Origin of the sequence: Parasphingorhabdus sp., from assembly GCF_039982415.1 — a bacterium.
Taxonomy (GTDB): Bacteria; Pseudomonadota; Alphaproteobacteria; order Sphingomonadales; family Sphingomonadaceae; genus Parasphingorhabdus.
Genome location: NZ_JBDWYL010000001.1, coordinates 85,127 through 110,939 on the forward strand (window position 1 = coordinate 85,127; position 25,813 = coordinate 110,939).

Annotated in this window: 27 protein-coding genes; 25 read left to right on the forward strand and 2 right to left on the reverse strand. The window is 52.1% G+C overall.

What is annotated here, in order from left to right:
• Nucleotides 1-4: 4 nt before the first annotated feature.
• Nucleotides 5-394 carry a RidA family protein gene (locus tag ABJU74_RS00425; RefSeq protein ID WP_348385589.1) on the reverse strand — a complete coding sequence of 130 codons (390 nt, stop codon included), beginning with the start codon at nt 392-394 and terminating at the stop codon, nt 5-7.
• Nucleotides 395-530: 136 nt separating this feature from the next.
• On the opposite strand from ABJU74_RS00425, the gene ABJU74_RS00430 reads away from it, so the two are divergent.
• The 3 genes from ABJU74_RS00430 to ABJU74_RS00440 are packed head-to-tail and all read left to right on the forward strand — an operon-like array spanning nt 531 to nt 3,346.
• A complete protein-coding gene (locus ABJU74_RS00430) occupies nt 531-1,316 on the forward strand; it encodes a cytochrome b/b6 domain-containing protein (RefSeq protein ID WP_348422585.1) in 786 nt (261 codons plus the stop codon).
• Nucleotides 1,309-2,070 (forward strand): molybdopterin-dependent oxidoreductase, encoded by a 762-nt coding sequence (locus ABJU74_RS00435; RefSeq protein ID WP_348385591.1) that lies wholly within the window; start codon nt 1,309-1,311, stop codon nt 2,068-2,070. Before ABJU74_RS00430 ends, ABJU74_RS00435 begins: the two co-directional genes overlap by 8 nt.
• Before the next feature lie 37 nt (nt 2,071-2,107).
• The gene (locus ABJU74_RS00440) at nt 2,108-3,346 is read left to right on the forward strand and encodes a cyclopropane-fatty-acyl-phospholipid synthase family protein (RefSeq protein ID WP_348385592.1); all 1,239 of its coding nucleotides are present in this window, start codon (nt 2,108-2,110) and stop codon (nt 3,344-3,346) included.
• 16 nt (nt 3,347-3,362) lie between these two features.
• Here ABJU74_RS00440 and ABJU74_RS00445 read toward each other — a convergent pair whose 3' ends face one another.
• Nucleotides 3,363-3,806, reverse strand: coding sequence for a DUF1801 domain-containing protein (locus tag ABJU74_RS00445; protein WP_348385593.1), 444 nt, complete (start codon nt 3,804-3,806; stop codon nt 3,363-3,365).
• A gap of 90 nt (nt 3,807-3,896) precedes the next feature.
• Between ABJU74_RS00445 and ABJU74_RS00450 the strand changes: the two genes are divergently transcribed.
• From ABJU74_RS00450 to ligA, 22 genes are all read left to right on the forward strand, one after another.
• The gene (locus tag ABJU74_RS00450; RefSeq protein ID WP_348385594.1) at nt 3,897-5,120 is read left to right on the forward strand and encodes an argininosuccinate synthase; all 1,224 of its coding nucleotides are present in this window, start codon (nt 3,897-3,899) and stop codon (nt 5,118-5,120) included.
• Nucleotides 5,121-5,131: 11 nt separating this feature from the next.
• Entirely contained in the window at nt 5,132-6,106 is a 975-nt protein-coding gene (locus ABJU74_RS00455) for a calcium/sodium antiporter (RefSeq protein WP_348385595.1), read from the forward strand.
• Nucleotides 6,107-6,180: 74 nt separating this feature from the next.
• Complete coding sequence (locus ABJU74_RS00460; protein ID WP_348385596.1) at nt 6,181-6,510, forward strand: helix-turn-helix transcriptional regulator; 330 nt, start codon at nt 6,181-6,183, stop codon at nt 6,508-6,510.
• 13 nt (nt 6,511-6,523) lie between these two features.
• Nucleotides 6,524-6,988 (forward strand): VOC family protein, encoded by a 465-nt coding sequence (locus ABJU74_RS00465; protein WP_348385597.1) that lies wholly within the window; start codon nt 6,524-6,526, stop codon nt 6,986-6,988.
• 15 nt (nt 6,989-7,003) lie between these two features.
• Entirely contained in the window at nt 7,004-7,684 is a 681-nt protein-coding gene (locus ABJU74_RS00470; RefSeq protein ID WP_348385598.1) for an MIP/aquaporin family protein, read from the forward strand.
• Nucleotides 7,685-7,814: 130 nt separating this feature from the next.
• On the forward strand, nt 7,815-8,366 hold the full coding sequence (gene rimP / locus ABJU74_RS00475; protein ID WP_348385621.1) for a ribosome maturation protein RimP: 552 nt from the start codon (nt 7,815-7,817) through the stop codon (nt 8,364-8,366).
• Nucleotides 8,367-8,368: 2 nt separating this feature from the next.
• Entirely contained in the window at nt 8,369-9,994 is a 1,626-nt protein-coding gene (gene nusA, locus ABJU74_RS00480; protein ID WP_348385599.1) for a transcription termination factor NusA, read from the forward strand.
• Nucleotides 9,975-10,664, forward strand: a complete 690-nt coding sequence (locus ABJU74_RS00485; RefSeq protein WP_348385600.1) for a DUF448 domain-containing protein — start codon at nt 9,975-9,977, stop codon at nt 10,662-10,664. Before nusA ends, ABJU74_RS00485 begins: the two co-directional genes overlap by 20 nt.
• Before the next feature lie 65 nt (nt 10,665-10,729).
• Complete coding sequence (infB, locus tag ABJU74_RS00490; RefSeq protein ID WP_348385601.1) at nt 10,730-13,285, forward strand: translation initiation factor IF-2; 2,556 nt, start codon at nt 10,730-10,732, stop codon at nt 13,283-13,285.
• On the forward strand, nt 13,282-13,737 hold the full coding sequence (locus tag ABJU74_RS00495; RefSeq protein WP_348385602.1) for a PaaI family thioesterase: 456 nt from the start codon (nt 13,282-13,284) through the stop codon (nt 13,735-13,737). Before infB ends, ABJU74_RS00495 begins: the two co-directional genes overlap by 4 nt.
• Entirely contained in the window at nt 13,737-14,147 is a 411-nt protein-coding gene (gene rbfA / locus ABJU74_RS00500; protein ID WP_348385603.1) for a 30S ribosome-binding factor RbfA, read from the forward strand. Before ABJU74_RS00495 ends, rbfA begins: the two co-directional genes overlap by 1 nt.
• Before the next feature lie 108 nt (nt 14,148-14,255).
• A complete protein-coding gene (locus tag ABJU74_RS00505) occupies nt 14,256-14,834 on the forward strand; it encodes a thymidine kinase (protein ID WP_348385604.1) in 579 nt (192 codons plus the stop codon).
• The gene (locus tag ABJU74_RS00510; RefSeq protein WP_348385605.1) at nt 14,827-15,369 is read left to right on the forward strand and encodes a GNAT family protein; all 543 of its coding nucleotides are present in this window, start codon (nt 14,827-14,829) and stop codon (nt 15,367-15,369) included. The genes ABJU74_RS00505 and ABJU74_RS00510 overlap by 8 nt, the downstream gene beginning before the upstream one ends.
• The gene (locus ABJU74_RS00515; protein WP_348385606.1) at nt 15,369-16,079 is read left to right on the forward strand and encodes a class I SAM-dependent methyltransferase; all 711 of its coding nucleotides are present in this window, start codon (nt 15,369-15,371) and stop codon (nt 16,077-16,079) included. Before ABJU74_RS00510 ends, ABJU74_RS00515 begins: the two co-directional genes overlap by 1 nt.
• A gap of 79 nt (nt 16,080-16,158) precedes the next feature.
• Nucleotides 16,159-16,671 (forward strand): DUF2239 family protein, encoded by a 513-nt coding sequence (locus tag ABJU74_RS00520; RefSeq protein ID WP_348385607.1) that lies wholly within the window; start codon nt 16,159-16,161, stop codon nt 16,669-16,671.
• Nucleotides 16,672-16,693: 22 nt separating this feature from the next.
• Nucleotides 16,694-17,758, forward strand: a complete 1,065-nt coding sequence (gene truB / locus ABJU74_RS00525; protein ID WP_348385608.1) for a tRNA pseudouridine(55) synthase TruB — start codon at nt 16,694-16,696, stop codon at nt 17,756-17,758.
• Between the two features lie 25 nt (nt 17,759-17,783).
• Complete coding sequence (gene rpsO / locus ABJU74_RS00530; protein WP_108812664.1) at nt 17,784-18,053, forward strand: 30S ribosomal protein S15; 270 nt, start codon at nt 17,784-17,786, stop codon at nt 18,051-18,053.
• Nucleotides 18,054-18,227: 174 nt separating this feature from the next.
• On the forward strand, nt 18,228-20,501 hold the full coding sequence (pnp, locus tag ABJU74_RS00535) for a polyribonucleotide nucleotidyltransferase (RefSeq protein ID WP_348422830.1): 2,274 nt from the start codon (nt 18,228-18,230) through the stop codon (nt 20,499-20,501).
• Nucleotides 20,502-20,669: 168 nt separating this feature from the next.
• A complete protein-coding gene (locus tag ABJU74_RS00540; RefSeq protein ID WP_348385630.1) occupies nt 20,670-21,452 on the forward strand; it encodes an outer membrane protein assembly factor BamD in 783 nt (260 codons plus the stop codon).
• 70 nt (nt 21,453-21,522) lie between these two features.
• Nucleotides 21,523-23,187 (forward strand): DNA repair protein RecN, encoded by a 1,665-nt coding sequence (gene recN / locus ABJU74_RS00545; RefSeq protein ID WP_348385631.1) that lies wholly within the window; start codon nt 21,523-21,525, stop codon nt 23,185-23,187.
• A 130-nt stretch (nt 23,188-23,317) separates the two neighbouring features.
• A complete protein-coding gene (locus tag ABJU74_RS00550) occupies nt 23,318-23,719 on the forward strand; it encodes a DUF559 domain-containing protein (protein WP_348385632.1) in 402 nt (133 codons plus the stop codon).
• Complete coding sequence (ligA, locus tag ABJU74_RS00555; protein WP_348385633.1) at nt 23,716-25,812, forward strand: NAD-dependent DNA ligase LigA; 2,097 nt, start codon at nt 23,716-23,718, stop codon at nt 25,810-25,812. Before ABJU74_RS00550 ends, ligA begins: the two co-directional genes overlap by 4 nt.
• The last annotated feature ends 1 nt before the right edge of the window (nt 25,813 follow it).

Here is a 25,813-nt window from a genome sequence, read left to right on the forward strand (position 1 = left end):
ATTGCTAAACCGCGGCAATTACGTCAATTTCAATCAACAGCTCGGGCAAGGCCAAGGCATTTACTTCAACGATTGTATCTGCGGGATAAGGCGGAGAGAAATACTTTTTCCGCGCCTCGACTATTTGCGGAAAATGGGACATATCGGTCAGATAGATTGTGACTTTCACAATTTTTTCACGACGGCTTCCACCGGCCTCTAATATTCGATCGATATTGGCAAAAGTCTGCGCAATTTGTTTTTCGATGTCGAGCGGTCCAATGATATTGCCCTTATCATCGATGGCCGCCTGGCCGGAAAGAAACAGCAAATCTCCGACCCGCCATCCGGGCGCAATAGCATAGGGCGCAAGCGCGTCTGGATCCACTTGAATGACTTGGCGTTGATCGGTCATGGAATCCTCGTTTCTCATGCGATGAAATTGGATTTTGGCGGTTTTCTTTTCTGGGCCGTGTAACGACTAACTTTCTTTTGGCGAACAACTGATTAGAATGCAAAACACAATGAGCGAACCACAGAAAAAAAGGCCAATGCGCCACCGCCTGACAACGCGATTGTGGCATTGGATAAATGCGCTGTGTCTGCTCGTTTTGATAATGAGTGGATTGACGATTTTTAATGCACATCCCCGGCTTTATTGGGGTGAATATGGGGCTGTGGGTGATCACGCATGGGCGGCCGTCGGATCATCGCAAACGCTGGGATATATTCGGATTGGCGAAACCAAATTTGAAACAACCGGCGTCATCGGCAACTGGCGAGACGATAATGGGAAAATCCAGACCTGGGCCTTTCCCAGCTGGGCAACTATTCCTTCCTACTATAGCTTAGCCGAAGGGCGACGCTGGCATTTTTTCTTTGCCTGGCTGTTCAGCATTGGATTGGGCCTGTTCATGCTCCGATCCTTGTACAATCGGCATATTCAAAATGATCTGCATATATCAGCAAAAGAATGGCGGCCATCGCATATTTGGAGCGATTTGAAAAATCATCTGCGGCTCCGGTTTCACCCTTCGGAGCCCGGAAACATTTACAATATTCTTCAAAAAATCACATATATTGTGATCATTTTTATCGTGTTGCCGCTGATGATATTAACTGGTTTGGCGATGTCTCCCGCCATGGATGCCAACTGGCCGTTTTTGACAGATATTTTTGGAGGGCGTCAATCGGCGCGTTCCCTTCACTTCATTGGAATGCTGGTATTGTTGCTCTTCTTTCTTGTTCATATGATCAGTTTGCTTTTATCTGGGCCGATCAAAAACACTTGGGCAATGGTCACCGGAGGAAAAAATCCGGGAGAGACAAATGCGTAGTTTACTAACGCGGCGTTCTTTGGTCACCAGCGCAGCATTGGGCGCCGGTGGGCTGCTTACGGGTTGTGATGCATTGAGCCGGAATTCCAGTTTTCAAAATATTCTAGCCAGCGCGGAAGATGCAAATTTTCTGATTCAAAGAGCGCTAGGCGATCGAATGGAATTGGCCAGTGAATATACTATAAAAGATTTGTCTCCCAAGTTTCGGGCAAACGGTACCCGGGATCCGGGAACTTCTGACTATGCCGCGAGCGCGGCTCAAGCTTTTGCTAACTGGCAGCTGCGTCTGACCGGTGAATTTACCAAACCACAAATTTTTTCCATGTCCGCTTTGCAAGCCATGCCCCAACGCACGCAAATAACGCGTCATGATTGTGTGGAAGGTTGGAGCGCAATCGGTCAGTGGACGGGTGTACCGCTCAAACTTTTGCTGGATATTGCGCAGTTAAAGGACAAAGCAAAATTTTTGGTCTTTCATTGCGCGGACAAGCTTGGCGGCCGCGCTTATTATGAAAGCATCGATTTGCTGGATGCATTTCATCCGCAGACAATTTTGGCGCATCGGCTCAATGGTGAAGCAGTCCCGATTGAAAATGGTGCGCCTCTTCGGCTGAGAGTGGAGCGGCAATTGGGTTATAAGCACGCCAAATATGTCACCGAAATAGAAGCTGTTTCATCGCTGGCTTCAATCGGCGCTGGCAAAGGCGGATATTGGGAAGATGTCGCCGATTATGAATGGTATGCAGGAATTTGACCTGTTGAATTCAAGTTTGAATACTGAGGAGTAATGAATGTCCATTTTGGGTCGCTTTCTAGGAAGCATAATTAAAAGCGGCACGATCGCAGTAATTCAACCGGACGGAACGACCGAAAAATTTGGTCAAACCGAAGCGGGTTTCCCTGATGTGGCGGTTCGGTTAGCGGACGCGGGTGTAATGAGGCAGATTTTGCTGGATCCCCGTTTGGGTGCCGCTGAAGCATTCATGGATGGTCGCCTTATTATGGAGCAAGGCGACATAATGGAACTTATTCAACTCCTGCGCGCTAACCGGCGATGGGAGCGTGGAGGAAAACTCCATGATCCTAGCTTTTTCAAAAAAGTAAAAGATCTGGTCGCGAGCCGCTTGGATCGCATCAACGGGCAAAATCGATCGAAGGCCAATGTCGCGCATCACTATGATCTCAGTCGGGATCTCTATGAATTATTTCTCGATCAAGACATGCAATATAGCTGTGCTTACTGGACTGATCCGGGCAACAGTTTAGAGCAAGCGCAATTGGACAAAAAGGCGCATATCGCTGCGAAGCTGGATTTAAGGTCAGGCCAAAAAGTGCTAGATATCGGCTGTGGTTGGGGCGGTATGGCGCTCTATTTGCATCAAAAATTTGGCGTTGAAATTCTCGGAATAACCTTGAGTGAAGAGCAGCTCAAAGTCGCGCAGGAACGGGCTGAAAAAGAGGGAGTAGCCGACAAGGTCAAATTTGAACTAATTGACTATCGCGACTTGGCCGAACGCGATGCAGGTCAATATGATAGAATTGTTTCTGTCGGAATGTTTGAACATGTTGGAACACCCAATTTTAAGACATTTTTCCGCAGCGCTGCGAATTTGATGACCGACCAAGGTGTCATGCTTTTGCATACTATTGGGAGAATGGGTAAACCTGGTACAACCGATGCCTTTACTCGAAAATATATTTTCCCAGGAGGGTATATCCCAGCGTTGAGCGAGACGGTCGAAGCGAGCGAGCATTTTCGATTAATGGCTACGGATATTGAAACGCTGCGCTTGCACTATGCATTGACCTTGCGGGAATGGTATAAACGTACGGTCGCCAATAGGGACCGCATTATTGCACTTTATGATGAGCGGTTTTTCCGGCTCTGGACATTTTATCTGGCGGGAGCGACGGCAGCTTTTGAAAGCGGGAGCATGTGCAATTACCAAATCCAATTCAGCCGTAATCGCCATAGCTTACCGATAACGCGGGATTATATCGGATTGGCAGAGCAAACGTTGCGCAGCTGATCAAATCTGTTCGGCGCTAGCGCGGATATTTTTTATCCATCGCTTCTTTGTCAAATGCAATGAGTTCCGCCAAAATGGTACGATCAATCCGATTCAGTCGTGTAACATAGAGACAGGCCGACCCGCGTTTATGCGGTCCGAGCTTGTTGAGCAATTCGCTCTGTCTAGCTTTATTTTCATCGTCACTGGTGCAGCTCAGCACATAAAGGCTGAGATTTTGTTTTCGCGGTGAAAAGCCAGACCGGCACATATCGCCTTCTCGCCCGGAATCATATTTATAGTGATAACTGCCAAAGCCGATAATGGTCTCTCCCCACATTTTTGGCTGTTCACCGGTTATTTCTGTGAACATATCGAGTAGTTCTAAAGCATCCTGTCTGCGCCCATCATGTTCCACCGCATCGATAAATGCAGCCACATCGGCGTCATTTGCTTTTGTTTTATTTTCTGCAGTAGCCATGTTTTCTTCCTCCAAGGCCTGTATATCATATTGCGTCGAAATTGGGAGCCTGTTAGGCGCGCGGCATATTCCATTTTCGAAAGTTTTATCATGAGCGATTCCGTCAAGCGTGTGGTTCTGGCCTTTTCCGGAGGACTTGATACCAGTGTCATCTTGAAGTGGCTGCAACAGGAATATGGCTGTGAGGTTGTGACCTTTACCGCTGACCTGGGGCAAGGGGAAGAACTCGGACCGGCTCGTAAAACCGCTGAAACGCTGGGCGTGAAGCCTGAGCATATCTTTATCGATGATTTGCGAGAAGAGTTTGTGAAAGACTATGTCTTTCCGATGATGCGAGCGAATGCGCTTTATGAAGGCCTGTATTTATTGGGTACTTCGATAGCGCGCCCTCTTATTTCAAAGCGTCAGATTGAAATTGCCAAACTCACCGGCGCGGATGCCGTTTCTCATGGCGCGACTGGTAAAGGAAACGATCAAATCCGGTTCGAACTGGGTTATTATGGCCTTAATCCCGATGTTAAAGTTATCGCGCCATGGCGCGAATGGGATTTGACCAGTCGAACAAGGCTGATTGAGTTTGCTGAGCAGCATCAAATTCCGGTCCCAAAAGACAAGCGTGGAGAGGCTCCGTTTTCGACCGATGCAAACATGCTACACACATCATCTGAGGGCAAAATATTGGAAGACCCTTGGGAAGAGGTGCCGGACTATGTCTATTCCCGGACCAACCATCCAGAAGATGCGCCAGATAAGCCAGAATATATCACGATCGATTTTGAACGTGGTGATGGTGTTGCCATTAATGGCGTTGGCATGAGTCCCGCAACTTTGCTTGAAAAATTAAACGAATATGGCCGGGAACATGGCATTGGCCGTCTCGATCTTGTGGAAAACCGGTTTGTCGGAATGAAGTCTCGCGGAATGTACGAAACCCCGGGTGGCACAATCTATCATGCTGCGCATCGCGGTATTGAGCAGCTAACGCTAGATAGCGGCGCCGCGCATATGAAAGATGAGCTTGCACCCCGCTATGCGGAATTGGTCTATAACGGCTTTTGGTTCGCGCCTGAGCGGGAAATGTTGCAAGCTGCAATAGATAAAAGTCAGGAAAGAGTAACCGGGACGGTGCGACTGAAACTCTACAAAGGATCGGTCAATGTGGTTGGCCGCAAAGCGGACGTCGACTTTAATCTGTACAGTGAAGATGTGGTCACGTTTGAAGATGATGCCGGGGCCTATGATCAAAAGGATGCCGAAGGTTTTATCAAGTTAAATGCTCTCAGACTTCGATTGCTCGGCCGGCGAGATCGCTGATCTGATATTCGATGCTGATCGCTTCCTTCACGTTATTAGTTGGCTTTGTTGTCCTAATTGTCGGCGGCGAGTTGCTTGTGCGCGGAGCCGTTCGTGTGGCCGAACGTGCGGGTATGTCGCAATTGCTGATCGGTTTAACAATTGTTGGTTTTGGCACCTCTGCGCCCGAGCTTGTGGCGAGTGTTGAAGCCGCTAGATCAGGTTCTCCTGGAATCGCTTGGGGCAATGTGGTTGGATCCAATCTCGCGAACAGTTTGTTGATCTTGGGTACCGCATCTTTAATTTTACCGATGGTTGTTCCCCGCGGGCCGTTGTGGCGGGATGGAGGTTTGGCTCTGATCGCCACTATAGGATTGTGGATAGTCGCTCGAACATCGGGGATTACAATAGCGGTCGGATTTGGTTTTCTCACCTTGCTATTGGCCTATCTGGGCTATGCCTATTGGGCAGAGAAAACCCAGCCTGTTGGGGCGAGCGCGCTGCACGAAAAGGCAGAATCGCTCGAAGTGGCAGACACTCATTTGCATGATGAACAACCGCTTTGGCGTTCAATTTTAACCCTGCTCGTGGGTATGGTGATGATCGTTGCTGGCGGGCGTTGGCTGGTGCAGGGCGCCGTGGAAATCGCTTTTATAATCGGGATGAGTGAAGCCGTCATTGGATTGACTGTAATCGCCATCGGAACGTCTTTGCCCGAACTGGTGACTTCCATCATCGCCGCTTACAAAGGAGCGAGTGCGGTTGCTTTGGGGAATGTCCTGGGATCCAATATTTTTAACTTGCTCCTCATCGGCGGGGTGACGGCGGTTATTTCGCCGGGGAGTATCCCGATTGAAATTACCAATTACGGTTTGCCCTTGCTGATTGCAGCGTCGCTTTTGCTGATGCTCTTCGCTGCGACGGGGCGAAAAATTAGCCGGTGGGAAGGGGCGATCTTGCTCTTTCTCTATATGGTGCAGCTCATTTACAATGTGGTCGCGGTTTAGCGCGAGGGGATGAAAAGTTGGCGATATTGCCGTGCAACTTGACTTTGCTTTAATATTTCGATATTATTGGAAATATGGAAACGAATGATAATCAAGCGGCGGTCAGCGCCCTGTCTGCGCTCGCACAAGAGCATCGCCTCGCTATTTTTCGATTGCTGGTGCAAGCCGGCCATAGCGGTCTTCCCGCGGGTCAAATCGCCAAAAGTCTGGCCTTGCCAGCCAGTTCCTTGTCCTTCCATCTATCCCATTTGAAAGCCGGCGGCGTGGTGCAGGATGAACGGGACGGCCGGTCGATCATCTATCGCGCCGATTTTACCGCGATGAACCGGCTCATCGCCTTTTTGTTGGAAAATTGTTGCGAAGGTGACGGTTGCGCGCCGCTCGATAAAGGCTCTCAATGTTAAAAAGGATAAGCATATGAAAAGATTCCACGTCAATTTGAAAGTGTCCGATATGGAAAAGTCCCAGGCCTATTATGCCCGACTTTTCGGCGTCCCTCCAACCATGGCCAAGCCGGATTATATAAAATGGATGCTCGATGACCCGTTTATCAATTTTTCGATCGAACCGACTGATGGCGACACCGGCATTGCTCATGTTGGACTGCAGGCTGAAAACCCGCAGGAGTTAAACGGCGTTTATGAGAATATTCGCGCGGCCGCCGGACCCTTGTTGGAAGAGGGCGATACCACTTGCTGCTATGCCGCTTCTCAGAAAAATTGGACCCAGGATCCCGATGGCCTGATCTGGGAGGCTTTCTACACCGAAGGGCAAGTGACCCATTATGGCCAAATCCCGGATGTCGCTGCCATTTCCAATGGGCAACAAGCGGCCGATGTCGCGAGCGAAGCGCAAGCCGATCGATCGATGCGTTGTTGTTGAAGTTAAGGACGATAAATGGTTGACTTTAATCAGGCGCAAAAGCTTGCCGCCGAAGCATTGGGTTCCTTTTTTCTGTTCGTCACCGTCGTTGGATCAGGGATTATGGCGGAAAATCTCGCAGGCGGGAATGTCGCGATCGCACTTCTCGGAAACACATTGGCTACTGGCGCTATATTATTCGTGCTGATCGCGATATTGGCACCGATATCGGGAGCGCATTTCAATCCCGCCGTCACCTTCGTGATGGTGCTGCGCAAAGAATTGTCTGCGAAATTGGGTGTTCTATTTGTCATCATGCAGTTAGTCGGTGGTCTTATCGGAGTATGGGCCGCCCATATCATGTTCGAGCTTCCGGTTTTTCAGCTGAGCGAGAAAACCAGAACCGGCGGCGGCCAATGGCTAAGCGAATTGATCGCGACCTTTGGGCTGTTGTTCACGATTTTGGGAACGGTGCGCTTTCGCCCTGAATGGGTTGCGCCAGCCGTCGGGCTTTATATTTCCGCCGGCTATTGGTTCTCTAGCTCCACCAGCTTTGCCAATCCGGCGATTACGGTGGGCCGCGCGTTTTCAAACAGCTTTGCCGGAATTGCACCAGCTGATATAGCCGGTTTCATCATTGCTCAATTTATCGGTGCGTTCTTGGCATGGGGTCTAGCAAGCTGGTTGTTCAATGCGTCGAACGACCTCCAAAATTAAGACGTTGCAAATTTGGAAATCAATCCCTAAATAGCATGCATCCCAACATTGTGAGATTTTGAAGGGGCTGGCGCCATACGGGGCCGGCGCAAAAGAGTTTTGCATTATACTGGAACCAATTTTGACTGATATGACTGCCATTGTGAACCTGATCAAACCGGAAGCGGAAGCTTTGGGTTTTGAGCTGGTGCGTGTGCAGTTTATCTCTGGTGCGGATGACCCGACCTTGCAGATCATGGCGGAACGTCCAGAGACGGGCCAACTCGGTATTGACGATTGCGCAGCGCTTTCGCGGCGCATTTCAGAAAAATTTGATGTGCTGGAAGAAGACGGGCGCGATCCCATTGAGGATGCGTATCGGCTGGAAGTCAGCTCACCGGGCATTGATCGGCCGCTAACCCGCGCAAAAGATTATGCGAATTGGGCAGGGCATGAGGCCCGAATCAACGTCATTGAAGCTGTTTCAGGGAAGAAACAGCTGCGCGGCTTGCTTGACGGCATTGATGGTGAGATAATAGCAATTGACGATCGCAAGGCAGGACGCCAAACGACCGCCATAGAGAATGTGCATAGTGCAAAGTTGATTCTTACCGACGCGCTGATCGCTGCATCCATTCCAGTGTCAGCGGATGGCGCGGATGAAATTGAAGAAGAACCTCTAAACGAAGAACAGGAAGATTAATCATGGCCAGTGCCATTTCTGCAAATAAAGCTGAATTGCTCGCAATTGCCAATGCGGTTGCATCAGAAAAGATGATCGACAAGACCATCGTGGTCGAAGCCATGGAAGAAGCGATCCAGAAAGCCGCTCGGGCCCGCTATGGCGCGGAAAATGATATTCGCGCCAAATTGGATTTGCAAACTGGTGACTTGCGCTTGTGGCGTGTCGTTGAAGTGGTCGAAGAAGTTGAAGATTATTTCAAGCAAGTCGATCTGAAGCAGGCCGACAAGCTGGAAAAAGGCTCTAAGCTAGGTGATTTTATCGTCGATCCGTTGCCCGCTGTTGATTTGGGACGCATTGACGCACAATCTGCCAAACAGGTTATTTTCCAAAAAGTGCGCGACGCCGAGCGTGAGCGGCAATTTGACGAATTTAAAGATCGCGCTGGCGAGATTATCACTGGCGTGGTCAAATCTGTAGAATTTGGCCATGTGGTTGTCGATTTGGGACGGGCGGAAGGCGTTATTCGTCGGGATCAGCAAATTCCGCGTGAAGCCGCTCGGGTTGGCGATCGTGTGCGTTCGTTGATTATGAATGTGCGCCGCGAAAATCGCGGACCCCAAATTTTCCTTTCGCGCGCGCATCCTGATTTCATGAAACTCTTGTTTGCGCAGGAAGTGCCGGAAATTTATGACGGCATTATCGAAATTAAAGCGGCTGCTCGCGATCCGGGAAGCCGAGCCAAAATCGGCGTGATCAGCCAGGATAGCTCGATTGATCCGGTTGGCGCCTGTGTCGGTATGAAGGGCAGTCGGGTTCAAGCCGTCGTGCAGGAAATGCAGGGCGAGAAAATCGATATTATCCCATGGTCCGACGATATCGCGACCTTTGTTGTGAACGCCTTGCAACCGGCAACGGTAAGCCGCGTTTTGATTGACGAAGAAGAAGGCCGTATCGAAGTGGTTGTTCCTGATGATCAACTCAGCCTGGCTATTGGCCGTCGTGGACAAAATGTGCGCTTGGCTTCTCAGCTTACCGGCCTCGCGATTGATATCATGACCGAAGCCGATAGTAGCGAGAAACGTCAGGCAGAATTTGCCGTGCGAACAGCTATGTTCCAGGAAGATTTGGATGTGGACGAAACGCTGTCGCAATTGCTGGTTGCTGAAGGCTTTAGCGAGCTTGAAGAAGTGGCTTATGTCGCACCAGAAGAACTTTCCAATATCGAAGGTTTTGATGATGAATTGGCTGCTGAGCTGCAAAGCCGGGCGCTGGAAGCGTTGGAACGCCGGGAAGCGGCCGCTAAGGCCGAGCGGACAGAATTGGGCGTCGAAGATGCGATTGCCGAATTGCCTCACATGACTGAAGCCATGTTGGTCACCTTGGGTAAGGCCGGTCTCAAAACTTTGGACGATGTGGCTGATTTGGCGACCGATGAACTGGTACTGAAACGCAAAGCAGAACCGCGTCGGCGCAATGATAATCGTAAGCCAGAACCGGATGGCGTATTGGCCAGCTTTGGTCTCACCGAAGAGCAGGGGAATGAGATTATCATGGCCGCTCGGGCGCACTGGTTCGAAGACGAAGATGAAGGCGCGGCGCCAGCTGCGGACACAGGGGAGGACGCTAATGCGGAAGCTCCCCAATGAGACGCCTTCTAAACCTTTAGATCGCGCAGCACATCGAAAATGCATATTGACTGGGGAAAGTCTTCCTCAGGAAGATTTGTTGCGTTTGGCGCTTGGGCCGGATGATCGGATTGCGCCAGATGTGCGGGCCAAAGCTCCGGGACGTGGTGCCTGGATCAGCGTGGATCGAAGCGAGTTTGAGCAAGCCCAAACAAGCGGTGCGTTAAAAGGCGCCTTGTCCCGCGCCTTTAAAACCGGAAAGCTTGATATTCCGGATAATCTCGCCCAGCAACTTGAAATGGCGCTGGAACGGGCCACATTGGACAGGTTGGGATTGGAATCGCGCAGCGGAATGCTGCTGACCGGGTCAGAGAAAATCGAAACCGCCGCCCGGCAAGGCGACCTTACTTTGCTGTTGCACGCTTTGGATGCTGGACGGGACGGTTCTTCAAAACTGGATCAAGCCTGGCGTGTCGGCAGTGACCGCGAAGGGCAAGATATGCGCGGTCGGATATTGCCGGTGGACCGACAGGCCCTTTCTGTGGCATTGGGCCGTCAGAACGTCGTGCATATCGGGATAACGGATAAGCGCGCAGCGGGGCGGATATCGCACATGCTGGATCGATGGTGCCACTTTATCGGCTCTGATAAAGGTGACGGCGGCACTGCGGCAGCGAGGAAAGTGGCGTGAACTGATCACAAGTAGATCAGTTAATATATTGAAGTAATGAATTTTTTAAGGAATAAGTCTGTTCGATGAGTGAAGATAATAAAGATACCGCCAAGCCTGCACGCAAGCCTTTGGGACTGAAGCGTTCGGTTGAACCTGGCGAAGTCAAACAGACGTTTAGCCACGGGCGGACGAATAAAGTCGTCGTCGAGGTGAAGCGCCGGAAACTGGTCGGCAAACCTGCAGCGCAGGAAGCGGCCAAAGAGATTGTACCGGAAACTCCGGTACCCGCGCCCGCGCCTGCGCCGGTTGAAGCAAAGAAACCTGCGGCCAAAGCCAAGCCGAAGCAAGAAGATGTGCTGACGCGTCAGGAAAAGCAGGCAAAATTGCTGCGCGAAGCTGAAGAAGCGCGTTTGGCCGCTATGGAAGAAGCGCGCAAACGCGATACCAAAGCGAAGAAAGACCAAACCGCGGAAGAGAAAAAGCGCGCAGAAGAAAAGCGTAAAGCCGAAGAAGAAGCTGCGAAAAAAGCTCAGGAAGAAATTAAAGCTGCTGAAGAAGCGGCTGCGGCGGCTGCAGCCGCTGTTGAAGCCGAACCAGAGGCAGAGACGGCGGAAGCCAAGCCTGCGCCGAGCGGCGGCAAGGATCATCCCCCCGCGCGTAAATTTACGCCAGTGGAAGCGCCAAAGCGCCCAGAGCCCAAGCAAAAGCCAAAAACCGGACGGAGCGATCGTGGCGATCGCCGGCAATCGGGCAAATTGACCGTCAACCGGGCGTTGCGCGGTGAAGATGGGGCCGCCCGGGCGCGTTCGCTAGCCGCTTTGAAACGCGCGCGCGAAAAAGAAAAACGGGCGCAAATGGCTGGTCAGCCTCGCGAACCGCGTGAAAAACAAGTGCGTGACGTGATCGTTCCGGAAGCGATTACCGTGCAGGAATTGTCAAAACGCATGGGTGAAAAAGGGGCGGATCTGGTCAAATCCCTGTTCAACATGGGGTCCATGGTGACTGTCAATCAAACCATTGATCAGGATACTGCAGAATTATTGGTCGAGGAATTTGGTCATAATATCCAGCGTGTGTCCGAAGCGGATGTTGAAATTGATACCGAAAAAGATGTCGATCCGGAAGAAACACTGAAGCCGCGGCCGCCTGTGGTTACGATTATGGGCCATGTCGATCACGGCAAAACTTCATTGCTGGACGCGCTGCGTGGCACCGATGTGGTTGCCGGAGAAGCGGGCGGCATTACCCAGCATATTGGGGCTTATCAGGTCAAAATGAAATCCGGTGAAAAGGTGACATTCCTTGATACACCGGGCCATGAAGCCTTTACCAGCATGCGGCTGCGCGGGGCTAATGCGACCGATATTGTTATTTTGGTTGTGGCTGCGGATGACGGTTTAATGCCGCAGACCATTGAAGCGATTAATCACACCAAGGCCGCTGATGTGCCGATGATTGTCGCGATTAATAAAATCGATAAAGAGGGAGCGGATCCGACCACGGTACGGACCCGCCTGCTTGAGCATGAAGTGATTGTTGAAGCCATGTCCGGTGATGTGCAGGATGTGGAAGTTTCAGCGCTTAAGAAGACCAACCTGGAAGAGTTGATCGAAAAAATTCACCTCCAGTCGGAATTGCTCGAATTGAAAGCCCGTCCGGATCGTCCGGCCGAAGGCATTGTCATCGAAGCCAAGCTCGATAAAGGGCGCGGTCCGGTTGCGACGGTTCTTGTGCAACGCGGAACGCTGAAGCGCGGGGATATTTTCGTGGTCGGTTCGCAGACAGGTAAAGTGCGGGCGATGATCGATGATAAAGGCGCCCAGCCAAAAGAAGCCGGGCCGTCTACGCCAGTAGAAGTTCTGGGTCTCTCCGGTGTCCCATCTGCAGGTGATATTTTGACCGTGGTTGAAAATGAATCGCGGGCACGTGAAGTGGCGACCTATCGGGCCGAGCAAGAAAAATTGCAGCGGACAACGCAGGCGCCGACGAGCCTTGAAAACATGTTCTCAGCGGCGGCTGATAGTGCGGTGGAATTCCCGCTGCTGGTCAAAGCGGATGTTCAGGGCAGTACCGAAGCGATTGTGCAAGCGCTCAACAAGATATCCAATGACGATATTAAAGTGCGCATTCTGCACAGCGGTGTGGGCGCGATCACCGAGTCCGATGTTACCCTGGCGAGCGCCAGCAAAGCGCCGATTATCGGCTTTAATGTCCGGCCCAACGCGAAAGCGCGGGAAATTGCCAAGCGGGACGGTGTGCGGTTGAAATATTTCGACATTATCTATGATCTGACCGACGATATTCGAGCCGAAATGGCCGGCGAACTGGGTCCTGAGAAGATCGAAAATGTTATGGGCCGTGCCGAAGTCAAGGAAGTCTTCAAATCGGGCAAGCGCGACAAGGCTGCGGGTCTGCTGGTTACCGAAGGCGCGCTGCGCAAAGGATTGCATGCGCGTCTCACCCGGGAGGATGTGATCGTGAGCAAAACAACCATCGCGTCCTTGCGCCGCTTCAAAGATGATGTCGACGAAGTCCGGGCGGGTATGGAATGTGGTGCGGTGCTCGAAGATACCAATGATATCAAACCTGGCGATATGCTGGAAGTCTTTGAGGTTGAAGAGAAAGAACGCGTTCTTTGACGGCCGACACGTCTTTCTGGGGAACAGAATTGGTTGAGTCGCTGAAGCAAGAGGACATTTTGGGTTTTAAACGCCCGCCCTGTTCCGAAGCGGTCAACGCGGTGATTCTGGAGGCGGACAAGGAAACCGGTACCGTCCGGATGCGATTTGACGCGCCGCAGGCTTTTACCAGCCCGCGCGGCACCATCCAGGGCGGTTTTGTCGCGGCTATGGTTGATGAAGTGATCGGCATCCCGGTGCTGGTGCAATCAGGCGGCGAAAATGCGCCGCTGACCTTGGATTTGAGCGTGACCTATATCGAACCGGTTCTGCCGGGGCGGGTTTACGGAGAAGCGCAGCTTGTCCGCTTGGGGCGGACCATCGCTTTTCTTGAGGCACAGCTCTATGATGAGACTGGCGCCCTGTTAGTAAAGGCAACATCTACGGCTAAAGTTGGACCGACGGTAAAATAATGGCAAAATATAATGACACTTCTCCTGAAGGCCGCTCGGTACGGCTGTTGCGCGTAGGAGAGCAGGTTCGCCATATCCTGTCGGAGCTTTTAATGCGCGGGGAAGTGCATGATGACGTGCTGACCTCTCATAGTGTCAGCGTCACAGAAGTGCGCATGTCTCCCGACCTGCGCCACGCCACGATATTCGTGAAACCTCTGCTTGGCGCCAATGAAGCAGATGTGCTCAAAGCTCTTAAAACCAACACCGCTTATTTTCAAAAGCAGGTCGCCAGCCGCGTGAAGATGAAATATGCCGCTCGGCTCAAGTTTCTCGCCGACGAAAGCTTTGATGAAGCCGCGCATATTGAAAATCTGTTGAACAATCCGAAAGTTGCCCAGGATTTGGCAAAATCAGAGGACGAAGAATAGGAAAAACGTGTTTTCCCAATCCTGACCTTGATTCAGGATATCATTGCGGGTCATATGGTTAACGAAGATTCTGGAACGCGTTCAGAATTGCGTGTTTAGAGACTGATTATGGCCAAACTCTATTTTTACTACAGCTCGATGAATGCAGGGAAATCAACAACCTTGCTGCAGGCGGATTTCAATTATCGCGAGCGCGGTATGCGCACGATGCTGTGGACGGCGGCATTGGATGATCGCGAGGATGCCGGTTGGATAAACTCACGAATTGGCCTTAAGAAAAAAGCACATCTCTTTGAAAATGAAACAGATATGCTTGCAAGTATCAGCGCGCAGCACGAAGAAAATACGTTGGACTGCGTGCTGATTGACGAAGCCCAGTTTATGACCAAGGATCAGGTTTTTCAAGTTGCTTTGGTGGCTGACCAGCTACGCATTCCGGTTCTTGCCTATGGTCTGCGCACCGACTTTCAGGCCGCATTATTTCCCGGTAGCGCGCAATTGCTCGCTATTGCCGACGAACTGGTCGAGATTAAAGCAGTGTGTGAATGCGGTAGCAAGTCGACCATGAACATGCGCGTCGATGAAGCCGGCAATCCTGTGCTCGCGGGTCAGCAGACAGCAATTGGCGGCAATGAGCTATATGTCGCACTGTGCCGCAAGCATTTCATGGAAAAACTCAATGGCTGATCTTGCCGCGCTGCTTGAGGCCCATCCCGTACGTTTGGAACCCTTAGCCGCCCATCATATCGAACCGCTACGCGCCGCCTGTGCAGAGGATCAGGACATTTGGGATATCTACCCGGTCTCAATGCTGGATGAACATTTTGATGCGGCGATGAAGGCCTTTCACAGCACCGATAGCTGGGTGCAATTTGCGGTGATTCATGCGGAAAGCAGTCAGGTTGTTGGTATGAGCAACTATATTAATCCTGATCCCAAGGCCAAAGTCACCGAAATTGGCGGCACCTACATCGCGCCTTCCGTGCGCGGTAGCGGCTTTAACGATGTGATGAAAAAGCTGATGATCGATCATGCATTTGCTTGCGGCTTTACCCGCATCGAATTTCGTGTGGATACGCGCAACACGCGTTCGATGGCTGCGGTTTTGAAACTGGGCGCGAAACATGAAGGAACGCTGCGCAAAAACCGGATCACATGGACTGGCTTTATTCGGGATACGGCTGTATTTGGCTTGCTCCAAGAGGAGTGGACAAACCGGTAATGACAGATGATGTGAATGGCTGGGTAGAATCAGCCGATGCGTGGATTGCATCCATCGGGGAACATGGCGACTGGACCCGGCGTACCTTTCTCGATGCTGTGATGCTGGACCGAGCAACTGCCATTGGTGGGCACTTCCTCGATATAGGATGCGGGGAAGGGCGTTTTGTCCGCATGCTGCAAGATCGCGGCCTGACCGGATCGGGCATTGACCCGGTGCCGAACCTGATTGAAACAGCGCAAAAACGCGACCCAAAGGGTGACTATGCGATCGGCATTGGCGAAAAACTAGCCTTTGATGATGGCAGTTTTGACCTGACGATTGCCTATTTATCTCTGATAGATATTGAGGATTATCGCACGGCAATTGCGGAAATGGAGCGCGTAACAAAACCCGGAGGTTCCGTGTTGATCACCAATCTGACCAGCTTTTTCACCGCTGGTCGGTGGCATCGCAGTCTCACTGGGGCTGCGAAAAACTTTCAGATGGATGGATATTCCCAAGAGCGCGCAACGCGCGAGAAATGGGCGGGTATTGATATTCTAAACTGGCATCGCCCGCTAAGCGCCTATATGGATGCTTTTTTGAGCCTTGGTTTGCAACTTGTCCATTTTTCGGAACCCACACCACCGGATCAAAATGACCCCAAAAGTGACCGATACACCCGCGTGCCGGGGTTTTTGGTTATGGAATGGCAAAAGCCCATTTAGATTGCGTCCATTTTATTTTACCCGGGTATATTGACTCAAATTTTATCAGGGTATAAATGCGCGTCTGAAAGGATTGACTATGACCACCTATACAGCATTTTCCGAAGCAAATTGGTTGGCAACAGGATCGCGCTCGGAGATTATTGATACGCTACGGGCCTTGCCTGCGGTTAAACGCAGTTCTGATATATTGGTTTTCGATGACGAAACCGGTAGCCAGATAGATTTTGACCTGCGGGCCACTAGCGAAGCAGAGGCTCCGACAAAGCGCGGGCGGCCAAAATTGGGTGTCGTTTCCAAAGAAGTGACTCTGCTTCCGCGCCATTGGGATTGGCTTGGAAAGCAATCCGGTGGCGCCTCTGCAACTTTGCGGCGATTGGTAGAGCAAGCGCGAAAAACCGGCGTCGACAAACGGAAAGGGCAAGATGCCGCTTATCACTTTCTGACCGTTATTGCGGGGGATTGGCCGCAATTTGAAGAAGCGATACGGGCTCTTTATGCGGATGACCGAGAGCGTTTTACATTGCTGTCCGAACAATGGTCGGCTTCTGTCCGTGATCACGCTATCGGTCTGGCATGGCCCCAATCCTGATGCTCTTGCCTAGGAAATATAATTGAAACCGCACGGTTGGATCATATTCGATAAACCATTGGAATTGGGCTCGACACAAGCGGTTGGCGCAGTGAAACGCAATTTGCGTGAGGCTGGACTGCTCGGTAAAGGCAAGGGCAAAACCAAGGTTGGCCATGGCGGGACATTGGATCCGCTAGCGACCGGGGTTTTGCCCATTGCTATTGGTGAGGCAACAAAGCTGTGCGGGCGGATGCTGGATGCTTCGAAAATCTACGAATTTACGATTGCCTTCGGAAGCGAAACCGAGACGCTGGATGCAGAGGGAGAGATATCCGAAACTTCCGACCATCTCCCGACCTTGGCGGAGGTGGAAGCTATATTGCCGCAATTTACCGGAGCCATTGATCAGATACCGCCGAAATATTCGGCGCTGAAGATTGATGGCAAACGCGCTTATGATCTGGCGCGGGCCGGTGAAGCGGTCGAGATGACGATGCGGCGTGTGACTATTTATTCCCTTGCTATCTCCTCTCCCCCGGAGGGAGAGGACAGCGATGCTTACGAGCAAAGCGAGCTAGCTAAGCTTGGTGAGGGGGCGAGAGGGAACTCCCAGCCAGACCCCTCACCAACTCGACTAGGGCAGCAAGCTGCCAAGTCTCCGTTTCCTCTCCCTCAAGGGGAGAGGATTGATTCTGTCACCCTCACGGCCAGCGTTTCCAAAGGGACATATATCCGGTCTTTGGCCCGCGACATTGCCCGTGCGCTCGGTACGGTTGGACATGTTGCAACGCTGCGCCGCACCAAGTCCGGGCCGTTTGCGCTCAAACATGCGATTTCGCTGGACAAACTCAATGAAATTGGTAAGGGCGCGGACATTAAAGATTATCTCTTGCCGCTTGAGGCGGGGCTGGACGACATCCCGGCTGTTGACCTCACTCCTGATCAGGCAAGACTGCTTCGGCAAGGCCAAGTGCTGGACGAGCAGGAGTTGATTGGGAAACCCGCCATAAACGGGACTTTTCTGGCTACTGAGGATGGTTCCCCAGTTGCATTGGCAGAGTCTGTTGATGGAATCGTAAAGGTCGTTCGCGGGTTTAATTTGTAAAGATGTTCGAAGGAAAAATAAAATTATGACGATTACTGCAGAAAAAAAGCAGGAACTGATTGAAAAATTCGCCCAGACAAAAGGCGATACCGGTTCCCCGGAAGTTCAGGTTGCCGTTCTTACCGAGCGTATTGTGAACCTGACCGAGCATTTCAAAGGCCACCATAAAGATAACCATTCTCGTCGTGGTTTGCTGATGATGGTCAACAAGCGCCGCAGCTTGCTGGACTATCTCCGTAAGAAAGACGCGGCCCGCTATTCCAAGTTGATTAAAGACCTTGGTCTCCGGAAATAAAAGTTTCGAAGACGGCCTCCTTGCGGGGCCGTTTTCTTATTGGGCGTTGCAGCAATAAGGCGGCAATGCTCCACACCAGGGGCACAAATGACCCCGAACCGCTGTTCAGCCGGATTGCTGGACAAATGAAAGCCCCCGCACTGCATAGGGCAGGCGGGACAAAGGAAAATATGAATGTTTGATGTTAAAAAAGTTGAAATGGAGTGGGGCGGACAGACCCTCACCCTCGAAACGGGCCGTATTGCCCGTCAAGCGGATGGCGCGGTGCTCGCGACCCTCGGCGAAACGGTTGTACTCTGTGCAGTAACAGCCGCTAAATCGGTACGTGAAGGACAGGATTTCTTCCCGCTCACCGTGCACTATCAGGAAAAATTCTCAGCCGCTGGCCGTATTCCAGGCGGTTTCTTCAAGCGCGAAGGTCGCGCGACGGAAAAGGAAACGCTAACATGTCGTTTGATTGACCGTCCTTGCCGTCCGCTGTTCCCCGAAGGTTTCTACAACGAAATCAATGTGATTTGTCAGGTGATGAGCTATGATGGCGTCAACGAGCCTGACATTCTCGCCATGGTTGCAGCATCTGCTGCGCTGACCATCTCTGGTGTTCCCTTCATGGGCCCAATTGGTGCTGCTCGTGTGGGTTACAAAGAAGGCGAATATCAGCTGAACCCAAGCATGGACGAAGTTGGCGAAGGCGAGCTCGATCTGGTTGTTGCCGGCACACAGGGCGCAGTGATGATGGTGGAATCGGAAGCGAAAGAGCTTTCCGAAGAAGTCATGCTCGGTGCAGTAGATTTTGCTCACAACGCTTGTAAAGACGTTGCTGGCTTGATCATTGATTTGGCGGAACAGGCTGCGAAAGAGCCTTGGGAGCTTGCTCCAACCGAAGACAACAGCGCGATGAAAGAAGACCTGCGTAAGCTGGTTGGTGATGATATTGCTGCTGCTTACAAGCTGACTGATAAATCAGCGCGTTCAGATGCGTTGAATGTCATGCGTGACAAAGCCAAAGAGAAATATGCCGAAGAAGACGGCCAGACCCAGATGACTGCCGGTAAGATGGTCAAGAAACTGGAAGCTGAAATCGTTCGCGGCGCGATCATCAAAGACGGTACCCGTATTGATGGCCGTAAGCTTGATCAGGTTCGCCCGATTGAAGCGATGGTTGGTTTGTTGCCACGGACCCACGGTTCGTCCTTGTTCACCCGCGGTGAAACACAGGCAATCGTGACCACGACACTGGGCACCAAAGATGCCGAGCAGATGATCGATGGTCTGGATGGTCTTAGCTACAGCAACTTTATGCTGCACTATAACTTCCCACCTTATTCGGTAGGTGAAGTTGGTCGTTTCGGATTTACCAGCCGCCGCGAAACCGGTCACGGCAAGCTCGCATTCCGCGCGCTTCGTCCGGTATTGCCGACGGTTGATGATTTCCCATACACCATCCGTGTTCTTTCCGACATTACCGAGTCTAACGGCTCTTCTTCAATGGCAACCGTCTGTGGCGGTTCGCTGGCGATGATGGACGCTGGTGTGCCTTTGGCAAGTCCGGTTTCCGGTATTGCGATGGGCTTGATCCTTGAAGGTGAAGATTTCGCCGTTCTCTCCGACATTCTCGGTGACGAGGATCATCTCGGCGATATGGACTTCAAAGTTGCTGGTTCCGAAAAAGGCATCACCTCTTTGCAGATGGATATCAAGGTAGCCGGCATTACGCAGGAAATTATGAAATCTGCTCTGGAACAAGCCAGTGGTGGCCGCGCGCACATCCTGGGTGAAATGTCCAAAGCGCTTTCCTCTGTTCGTACCGAAATGTCCGAACATGCGCCGCGTATCGAAACGTTGCAGATCAACAAAGAAAAGATCCGTGATGTTATCGGCACTGGCGGCAAAGTGATCCGCGAAATTGTCGCGGAAACCGGAGCGAAAGTGGACATTGATGATGAAGGCCTGATCAAAGTATCCTCTTCTGATAAGTCGCAAATTGATGCTGCTTTGGCCTGGATTGAAGGCATTGTCGAAGAAGCCGAAGTGGGTAAAATCTATGACGGCAAAGTTGTCAATCTGGTCGACTTTGGCGCATTTGTGAACTTCATGGGCGGCAAAGACGGTCTCGTCCACGTCTCTGAAATCAAAAATGAGCGCGTTGAGAAAGTGGCTGATGAATTGTCCGAAGGGCAGGAAGTCAAAGTCAAGGTTCTCGAAATCGATCAACGTGGCAAAGTGCGCTTGTCGATGCGGGTTGTGGACCAGGAAACGGGCGAAGAACTGGAAGACACACGTCCTCCCCGTGAGAGCAAACCGCGCGGTCCGCGCCGGGATGGCGGCGGTGGCCGTGGTCGCGGACGCGACGGCGGTGGTGGCCGTGGCCGGGGTCGCAATAATGATGGCGGCAACAAAGATGGCGGCGGTGATATTCCATTGCCAAGCTCCATCACCGAAGATTAATCGGCAAAATTTGAAAGAAAGGCTCCGTGCAAACGGGGCCTTTTTTTTATGGATGAGTGGTTGGCGGTTTTATTCATCGTGCAGATAACAAAGCCGCGCTATGCAGGTGTCTGATCGCCAAGCCAATAAGCTATTGGCCTGTCCAAGATTTGCGTTTAAGGGATTGCTATGAACAGAAAAACCAGCCTCATTCTCGCTTCGACCTTATCCCTGACCATGCTATCGGCTTGCGCGGCCTTTGGTGGCGGTGGCAATAGCGGCGCGGATACGCGCTATGTCGCGCGCGATGTGAACACATTATACAATGCCGCCAAAGACCGGCTCGACCGCGGGCAATATAAGCTTGCTGCCGCTTTGTTTGATGAAGTCGAACGACAGCATCCCTATTCCCCTTGGGCGCGGCGGGCGCAGCAAATGAGTGCGTTTAGCTATTATGTGGCAGGCGATTATAACAAGGCGATTGAATCATCGCGCCGTTTTCTTTCGATCCATCCGGGTAACAAGGACGCGCCATATGCCTATTATCTGATCGCGCTCAGCTATTATGAGCAGATTAGCGATGTGACGCGAGATCAGAAGATTACCGAGCAAGCCTTGGCCACATTGGGCGAGGTTGCACGACGTTATCCCAATACTCGCTATGCGGCGGATGCGACGTTGAAAATGGATCTCGTGAATGATCACTTGGCAGGGAAAGAAATGGAAATTGGGCGTTTCTATCAACGCCGCGGCAAATGGCTTGCTGCAACCATTCGGTTCCGCACGGTGATCGAAAAATATCAGACCACAACCCACTCGGCCGAAGCATTGATGCGTTTGACCGAATCTTATCTGGCATTGGGTATTCCGGCAGAAGCAAAGAAGACTGCGGCTGTGCTGGGTGCTAACTATCCCGGATCCAAATGGTATGAACGGGCCTTTGAACTGGTCAACAAACACGGCGCTACCTGATTTTATCGAAATTACACCGAACCGGCCCATGGGCGTTGCAGCTGGGATAAACGTGTTTTAAGAGAGGCCTGTGCTGCAGTCTCTTTCCATTCGTGATATTGTTCTTATCGAAGCGCTCGACCTGGAATTCGGGTCTGGCCTGTCAGTGCTCACGGGAGAAACCGGCGCCGGCAAATCAATCTTACTGGATTCTTTAGGCCTTGCGCTGGGCAATCGCGCGGATAGCGGACTGGTCCGCCAAGGCACGCAAAAAGCGCAAGTGACGGCAAGCTTCGATTCCCCCCAAGCGGACAGCAAATTGGCGCATTATCTGCAAGAGAATGATATTGATGTCGAACCGGGAGAAGCGCTGATTATCAAACGATCCGTCAAGGCGGACGGGGGGAGCCGGGCGTTTGTCAACGATCAACCCTGTTCCGCAACTCTGCTCCGAGAGCTCGGCAGTCGGTTGATTGAAATTCACGGTCAGCATGATGATCGCGGACTGATAAATCCCAAAGGCCATCGCAATTTGCTCGACACTTATGCCGGCGTTGATGGCGCAACAGTCAGACGGGCTTTCGAAGACTGGCAATCCGCAAAATCGGCTTTGGAAACGGCGCTTGCTGATCAGGAAGCAGCCGAACAGGACCGTGAATATCTTGAACATAGTGTCGAGGAGCTTTCCAAATTCGCACCGCAATCGGGCGAAGAGCAGGAGCTGGCCCTCGAGCGCGCGACGATGATGAAGGGCGAGAAACTGACCGGTGATCTTGAAGCGATCAGAGCAGCCTTTGATGGATCAAACGGCGGCTTGGCGTCGCTGCGTGCGGCAGCGCGGCGGCTGGACCGGATTGCGGAAGATCATCCGTTGTTGGCAGAAGCTCTGCAGGCGATTGACCGCGCTGTGATCGAAGCCAGTGAGGCTGAGGAAAAACTGAATGACGCCGCTCATGCGCTCACCTTTGATCCCCAGCGGCTTGACGACATGGAAACGCGGCTCTTTGATTTGCGCGCTTTGGCCCGCAAACACCGGGTTGAAGGCGATGCCTTGCCGCAATTGCTGATCGATCTGGAAACCCGGCTGGCGGCAATCAGCGATGGCGGGAAATCACTGGCGACACTGGAAGCAAATGTAAAGGCAGCACAGCAAGCTTATGTTGATGCGGCAGAGACGCTGCGGCTCAAACGAGCCAAAGCGGCCAAGGCGCTCGACAAGGCCGTGGCCGGCGAACTTCTGCCACTGAAACTGGACGCGGCGCGGTTCGAAACATTGCTCGAACCATTGGAAGAAGATCGCTGGGGCGCCAATGGTATGGACCGGATTGAGTTTCTTATTTCTACCAATCCCGGCGCGCCGCTTGCTCCGCTGGGCAAGATCGCCTCGGGTGGAGAATTGTCGCGGTTTATCTTAGCGCTGAAAGTGGCCTTGGCCGAAGAAGGCGGAGCAAAGACGATCATCTTTGACGAGGTTGATCGCGGTGTTGGTGGCGCAGTGGCTTCGGCCATAGGCGATCGGCTCTCGCGTCTGTCTGATAGCGCGCAATTGCTGGTGGTTACCCACAGCCCACAAGTGGCATCCAAAGGCAATGCCCATATGTTGATCAACAAAAGCTCTAACGGCACGGTATCGCGGACGAATGTCAACGCGCTGAACGATGATGGTCGCCGGCAAGAGATTGCGCGGATGCTGTCTGGTGCCGATGTCACCGATGAGGCGAGGGCGCAGGCGGATCGATTGCTGGAGGGGGTTTGATGGAGATTTTATCTTAAGCCCCTCCCTTTCAAGGGAGGGGTTGGGGTGGGATTTGACCCAGCCAACATCATCGGGTTCCAATAGGAACGAGACAGACTTGATTCTCCCTGTGAAATTGAGGGGCTTTTAATTGGTTGACCGATCAGTTCTGTTACAAAGAGCAAAGGAGATGCGACGAAACCAGACAGAGCCGGAAAAACGATTGTGGCGGCATCTGTCTGCCTCGCAATTGGGTGGATATAAATTCCGACGACAAGCGGTAATAGCACAATTCATTGTCGATTTCTTCTGCCCGCGAAAAGGGCTAATCGTTGAAATTGATGGAGATACGCATGATCTACAACAGGACAAAAAACGTGATCTTCGATTGAGTCAAAAGGGTTTTCGAACTATCCGTTTCTCTAATCAAGAAGTGATCGAAAATTTGGATGGCGTGTTGATGGCTATATTGGAAATCTTGAAAGACATGCCCGGTCGGTGGTCGGTATCCTCCACCCCAAACCCCTCCTCTAAAGAGGAGGGGCTTAAGTGAATCTCTCCGAAGCCGATGCCGCCAATGAACTGATGCGTCTGGCGAAGGTCATCGCCAAGCACAATAAACTCTACCACGCCGAAGATACGCCGGAAATTTCCGATGCGGAATATGATGCGTTGGTGCGGCGGAATAATGAGCTGGAAGAGGCTTTTCCGCATCTGGTGCGGGAGGATAGCCCGAACAAGCTGGTCGGTGCGGCGGTGGCGAGTTCACCGCTGTCAAAGGTTGCGCATGAGCAGCGGATGATGAGCCTCGACAACGGCTTTTCGGATGAGGATATCGCCGAATGGCTGGCGCGGGTGCGGCGGTTTTTAAACTTACCGGAGGACGAACCTGTTTCGGTGACCGCAGAGGACAAGATTGACGGTCTGTCCTGCTCCCTGCGTTACGAAAAGGGCGAGCTGGTGTTGGCCGCGACGCGTGGTGATGGTCAGATTGGTGAGGATGTCACGGCCAATGTGCGGATGATCGCCGATATTCCGCAGATTTTGGCGGGCAAAGCGCCGGATGTCTTTGAAATTCGCGGCGAGGTCTATATGGCCAAGAGCGATTTTGACGGTCTCAACACGCGCCTGATGGATGAAGGAAAAGCGGATGCGGTTGAAAAAAACGTTGAGTTTGATCCAGAAAAAATCCGCCAGTTTGCCAATCCCCGGAATGCAGCAGCGGGTTCGCTGCGGCAGAAAGATGCTAATGTTACAGCCAAGCGCCCGCTGAAATTCTGGGCCCATGGTTGGGGTGTCGCGAGCGCCTTGCCGGGAGAAACGGCCTTTGACGTCATGACGGCGATTGAAAGCTGGGGCTTGCCCTTGTCGCCGCTGGTTAAACGATTTGAGACCATGGACGCCATGCTCACCCATTACCGCCATATCGAGGCGGAGCGCGCGGATCTGCCTTATGATATTGACGGGGTTGTCTATAAAGTCGACCGGTTGGATTGGCAGCAAAGGCTGGGTTTTGTTGCCAAAGCCCCGCGCTGGGCTTTGGCGCATAAATTTCCGGCAGAGCAAGCGCAAACAACGCTGGAAAGCATTGATATTCAAGTGGGTCGTACGGGCAAGCTCACCCCTGTGGGTCGCCTGAAACCGGTCACCGTCGGCGGCGTGGTGGTATCCAATGTCACCTTGCACAATCGCGATGAAATAGAACGATTGGGTGTCCGTCCTGGAGACCGGGTGGTGGTGCAGCGCGCCGGTGATGTCATTCCGCAAGTGGCGGAAAACCTGACGCGCGATGAAGAGCGTGAACCTTATGTTTTTCCTGATCGTTGCCCGGAATGTAACAGTGAGGCGGTAGCGGAAGAAGGCGAAGTAGATGTGCGCTGCACCGGCGGTCTGATCTGTCCGGCACAGCGATTTCAGCGTTTGGTCCATTTTGTGTCCCGCGGCGCCCTCGATATTGATGGCCTGGGCGAAAAAAGCATTGCTGAGTTTATCGATGCCGGATTTATCGAAAGCCCGGCTGATATTTTCCGGCTTCACCAACATCGCGATGCGATATTGGCGCGCGATGGTTGGCAGGAAAAGTCTGTGGATAATCTGTTGGCGGCTGTGGAAAAGAAGCGCTCCGCTGATGCGGCGCGAATGTTATTTGGTTTGGGTATTCGCCATATCGGAACGGTCACAGCTCGCGATTTGTTGAAAAATTTCACCACGCTTCCAAAATTGGCTGAAATTGGTGCCGCGGCGCGCGAGGAGGAAGCCATAAGGGACGAGATTACTGCGATTGACGGTGTCGGGCCAACCGTAGCGCAGGCTTTGGCTGATTTCTTCCACGAGCCGCATAACCGTGCGGTTTGGGACGATCTGCTCAACCAAGTGACGCCGCCCGATTATATTGTCGAAACCCGAGACAGTGCTGTGGCCGGAAAAACCGTCGTGTTTACTGGTAAACTGGAAACCATGAGCCGGGATGAAGCCAAGGCTCAAGCTGAGGCCTTGGGAGCCAAAGCGTCCGGATCAGTCAGCGCGAAAACCGATTTGTTAGTGGCTGGACCTGGGGCGGGATCAAAAATGAAGAAGGCGGCTGAATTGGGTATAGAAGTTATTGATGAAGCAGCGTGGTCGGAAATTTTCCAAGCAGCAGAATAGA

Coding starts and splice junctions, on each gene's coding strand:
- ABJU74_RS00425 (WP_348385589.1), bottom strand. CDS start 394: ATGACCGATCAACGCCAAGTCATTCAAGTGGATCCAGACGCGCTTGCG.
- ABJU74_RS00430 (WP_348422585.1), top strand. CDS start 531: ATGCGCCACCGCCTGACAACGCGATTGTGGCATTGGATAAATGCGCTG.
- ABJU74_RS00435 (WP_348385591.1), top strand. CDS start 1,309: ATGCGTAGTTTACTAACGCGGCGTTCTTTGGTCACCAGCGCAGCATTG.
- ABJU74_RS00440 (WP_348385592.1), top strand. CDS start 2,108: ATGTCCATTTTGGGTCGCTTTCTAGGAAGCATAATTAAAAGCGGCACG.
- ABJU74_RS00445 (WP_348385593.1), bottom strand. CDS start 3,806: ATGGCTACTGCAGAAAATAAAACAAAAGCAAATGACGCCGATGTGGCT.
- ABJU74_RS00450 (WP_348385594.1), top strand. CDS start 3,897: ATGAGCGATTCCGTCAAGCGTGTGGTTCTGGCCTTTTCCGGAGGACTT.
- ABJU74_RS00455 (WP_348385595.1), top strand. CDS start 5,132: ATGCTGATCGCTTCCTTCACGTTATTAGTTGGCTTTGTTGTCCTAATT.
- ABJU74_RS00460 (WP_348385596.1), top strand. CDS start 6,181: ATGGAAACGAATGATAATCAAGCGGCGGTCAGCGCCCTGTCTGCGCTC.
- ABJU74_RS00465 (WP_348385597.1), top strand. CDS start 6,524: ATGAAAAGATTCCACGTCAATTTGAAAGTGTCCGATATGGAAAAGTCC.
- ABJU74_RS00470 (WP_348385598.1), top strand. CDS start 7,004: ATGGTTGACTTTAATCAGGCGCAAAAGCTTGCCGCCGAAGCATTGGGT.
- rimP (WP_348385621.1), top strand. CDS start 7,815: ATGACTGCCATTGTGAACCTGATCAAACCGGAAGCGGAAGCTTTGGGT.
- nusA (WP_348385599.1), top strand. CDS start 8,369: ATGGCCAGTGCCATTTCTGCAAATAAAGCTGAATTGCTCGCAATTGCC.
- ABJU74_RS00485 (WP_348385600.1), top strand. CDS start 9,975: ATGCGGAAGCTCCCCAATGAGACGCCTTCTAAACCTTTAGATCGCGCA.
- infB (WP_348385601.1), top strand. CDS start 10,730: ATGAGTGAAGATAATAAAGATACCGCCAAGCCTGCACGCAAGCCTTTG.
- rbfA (WP_348385603.1), top strand. CDS start 13,737: ATGGCAAAATATAATGACACTTCTCCTGAAGGCCGCTCGGTACGGCTG.
- ABJU74_RS00505 (WP_348385604.1), top strand. CDS start 14,256: ATGGCCAAACTCTATTTTTACTACAGCTCGATGAATGCAGGGAAATCA.
- ABJU74_RS00510 (WP_348385605.1), top strand. CDS start 14,827: ATGGCTGATCTTGCCGCGCTGCTTGAGGCCCATCCCGTACGTTTGGAA.
- ABJU74_RS00515 (WP_348385606.1), top strand. CDS start 15,369: ATGACAGATGATGTGAATGGCTGGGTAGAATCAGCCGATGCGTGGATT.
- ABJU74_RS00520 (WP_348385607.1), top strand. CDS start 16,159: ATGACCACCTATACAGCATTTTCCGAAGCAAATTGGTTGGCAACAGGA.
- rpsO (WP_108812664.1), top strand. CDS start 17,784: ATGACGATTACTGCAGAAAAAAAGCAGGAACTGATTGAAAAATTCGCC.
- pnp (WP_348422830.1), top strand. CDS start 18,228: ATGTTTGATGTTAAAAAAGTTGAAATGGAGTGGGGCGGACAGACCCTC.
- ABJU74_RS00540 (WP_348385630.1), top strand. CDS start 20,670: ATGAACAGAAAAACCAGCCTCATTCTCGCTTCGACCTTATCCCTGACC.